The 2984-nt window shown below is 56.6% G+C and carries 4 protein-coding genes; 3 read left to right on the top strand and 1 reads right to left on the bottom strand.

Annotation, left to right across the window (positions count from 1 at the left end):
• The 3 genes from NW819_RS05795 to NW819_RS05785 form a co-directional block, all read left to right on the top strand.
• The coding region (locus NW819_RS05795; RefSeq protein WP_414413180.1) for a glutamate ligase domain-containing protein at positions 1–789 on the top strand (789 nt) is incomplete at its 5' end.
• A gap of 322 nt (positions 790–1111) precedes the next feature.
• Complete coding sequence (locus NW819_RS05790) at positions 1112–1312, top strand: hypothetical protein (RefSeq protein WP_011432545.1); 201 nt, start codon at positions 1112–1114, stop codon at positions 1310–1312.
• A gap of 122 nt (positions 1313–1434) precedes the next feature.
• Complete coding sequence (locus NW819_RS05785; RefSeq protein WP_414413179.1) at positions 1435–2289, top strand: prepilin peptidase; 855 nt, start codon at positions 1435–1437, stop codon at positions 2287–2289.
• Between the two features lie 349 nt (positions 2290–2638).
• On the opposite strand, the gene NW819_RS05780 is transcribed toward NW819_RS05785, so the two are convergent.
• A partial coding sequence (locus tag NW819_RS05780; protein ID WP_414413178.1) for a hypothetical protein occupies positions 2639–2984 on the bottom strand: 346 nt, incomplete at its 5' end.

Here is a 2984-nt window from a genome sequence, read left to right as displayed (position 1 = left end):
ATGAACCCGGAAAATCCCCTCATTCAAAAGCACATTGCTTCCGGGGGCACGGCGGCTGTTTATGAAGAGGGCCACATCTCCATTTTGAAACGGGGCTGGAAACTGCGCATCGAAGATGTCAGCAACATTCCCCTCACCCTCTCCGGCAAAGCCAGCTTCATGATCCAAAATGCCCTAGCCGCCACCTTGGCAGCCTTCCTGCACGGGGTTTCCATCGACGACATCCGCATGGCACTGGGCACCTTCACCAGTTCTGTGGCCCAAACCCCTGGTCGCCTCAACTTGTTCGATGTGGGGGGCTACCAAGTGCTGGTGGACTATGCCCACAACCCGGCAGGTTACGAGGCCATTCAAAGTACCCTAGAGCGCTGGGATTGCCAACGAAAAATTGGGGTTATCGGCGGGCCTGGGGATCGGCGCAACAGCGACCTACGAGAGCTGGGAGTCTTGGCAGCGCGCATGTTCGACCGAGCCATTGTCAAAGAAGATGATGACCGGCGAGGACGGGAACCAGGCGAGGTGGCCGCCCTAATCCGGCAGGGTTGGGAACAGGAAAAGGCAGGGGATCGTCTGCAGGAAATCTTGGATGAGGCAACTGCCATCGAAACCGCTTTGGAAAAGGCCGAACCCGGAGACCTGGTGGTGATCTTTCCGGCGGATGTACAGCGCACCATCCAGATCATCACCCGCTTTCAAGACAAGCTCAATCCCAAACCCAGTTACCGTGGCTCCTCCTACAGCATCGGCCCAGATTTGATCTCCCCCAGCCCTGACGTCAAACTGTCTTAGGCTGGCTGCCGACAACTCCAGAGTGCTCTATGGCCTCCATTCCTGGACAGACATCGAGAATTGAGTGGGCGGAGGTGACCCATAAGTCCTCGGCGGCGATATCCTAAGTTTAGGCTGGCGGGGGCGGGTGACTTGTCTTTTGGGAAGCAGCAGGTGTTCGGCTCAGGGGATCCTCGGCTTTTCAGAAGCCTTAACCGTTCTAAAAAAGTCTGAGGGATGGCAGACAGAACTTTGGGGATCCCAAAAGGTCTAAAGACTCCGTCCCGCCGACGCGATGGGAATGTCGTTAGGGTAGTTGTGAATTTGGCAAGGAAAACAGCTCATGGACAGCGCTCTGCTTCAAGCGGCTCGCCAGATTTATCAATTTCATCTGCAGTATCGACCGGAAGTGCTGGAGCAACCTCCGCGGGGGGTAGTTATTCACCGCCGTACCCTGCGAGGGGATCTGATCTTTTCCGAGTTCCCCATCCTGCTGCCCCAGGAAACTTTTATTCCGCTGCAGCAATTGGAGCCGCTGCGGTGAGGCACAAGGAGCTACGCTGACAGAGCAGATCCTTCCTTTTTCTGCCTTTAGGGACTCCGTCCTGCCGACGCGATGGGAATCGCTGCCATGCTCGAGGTTCTCCCCTACTGCGCAACGCTCGCATGATGTGGCTGAGCAACGCTGATGCGAACGGCACCTGGGAGCTGCGCCTACTGGGCTGGGTGCTGGTGCTGGTGCTGGGGGCCTGTGTGGGCAGCTTCTTGAACGTGGTGGTCTATCGCCTGCCGCAGGGTCTTTCTCTGCTCCATCCCGGATCCCATTGTCCAAGCTGCAAGACGCCGCTGGGCCCCACGGAGAACATTCCCATCCTAGGCTGGTTGTTGCTGCGCGGTCGCTGCCGCCATTGTGGAGCGCAGATTAGCTGGCGCTACCCTGCCGTTGAGGCGTTGACAATGGGCCTGTTTGCCCTCAGCATCGGCGCTTTGGGGTTTTCTGCCCAAGGGATCCTCACCTGCATCTTGTTGAGCTGGCTGTTGGCCCTGGCGCTCATCGATCTGGATACCTTTTTGCTGCCGGAGGAGCTGACCCGTTCAGGCCTGGTGGTGGGGCTTTTGGCCCGCCTGGCTCTGCCGTGGCTCCAGGGATCCGGATCCCTGGCCGCTACAGGCCTGTCACTGGTGGAAGGGATTGCAGGAGCTGTGCTGGGCCTCTGGCTGCTGGAGGGCATTGGCCTCTTGGCCCGTTGGGTCTTGGGGCGGGAGGCTATGGGCGGGGGAGATGGCAAGCTGTTGGCCCTGATCGGCATGTGGTTGGGCTGGCAGGGGGTGGTGGTGGCCCTTCTTTTGGGTTCCGGGTTTGGCCTGCTGGCTAGCTTGCTGGCCATGACCAAGGGGCGGGCCCGCCTGGGAAAGCCCATCCCTTTCGGCCCCTACTTGGCTATGGGCGGAGGGGTAGCCGCTCTAGCCGGATCCCAACTGGTGGAGGGCTACCTGCGCTGGCTTGACCTGGTGGGGTAGAGGGAACGTCCATTCAACATTGGATACTTCATGTTTCGGGATCTATGACTTCAAACTGATCGGGAAAAAGAATGAGATTAAAATATCGAAAACCTCCTACCAAGCTCAAATCCGGAACCGCTAAATCAACCGCATAGCCTTCAGTGGGATCTGAGTAACATTCCACAATGGATCCCTGAGTTCCAGCAGGAATAGTGGTCTCGCTGAAATACTCCTTGACATCTGCCACAGTTTTGACTCTACTGTATGGCTTGATTCTAGAAGTGGTTTTACTCATCATTGTGTACCTCTAGCCAATTGGTGACCAAACGAGGGATTAAACTTTCCTTATCAACCTGCCACACGGTCACTAAAGTGCCTTTTTTCTGATTGAGGCCCAAAATTTCAATCTTGATCGATAGCGGCTTCCATAGGGTGTTGGAAACGGATCCCCGGCTAAGGCGCAAGGCAGAGCAGCAGTAACCTGTTGCAGAATGTGAGCAAATCCCACCCTTCTTCCCTCTGGTGTACTGACATCATAGCCAAGCTCTGCAAAGGCAATCCACTTGCCTTGATTTCCAGGATTAGCTGGATTCATAGAGTAATCAACGAACTTGGCAGGATCCACTGCTGCTTCAGAAGCCCTGGGCAAGGATCCGGCCATGGTTGCAGCTTTTGCCGACTTCACGTAAGGTCTAAGGACTCCGTCCCGCTGG

This window comes from Synechococcus sp. R8-2, assembly GCF_047461715.1.
In the GTDB taxonomy this organism is placed as follows: domain Bacteria; phylum Cyanobacteriota; class Cyanobacteriia; order Thermostichales; family Thermostichaceae; genus Thermostichus.
This window is presented reverse-complemented; position numbering and strand designations above follow the sequence as displayed.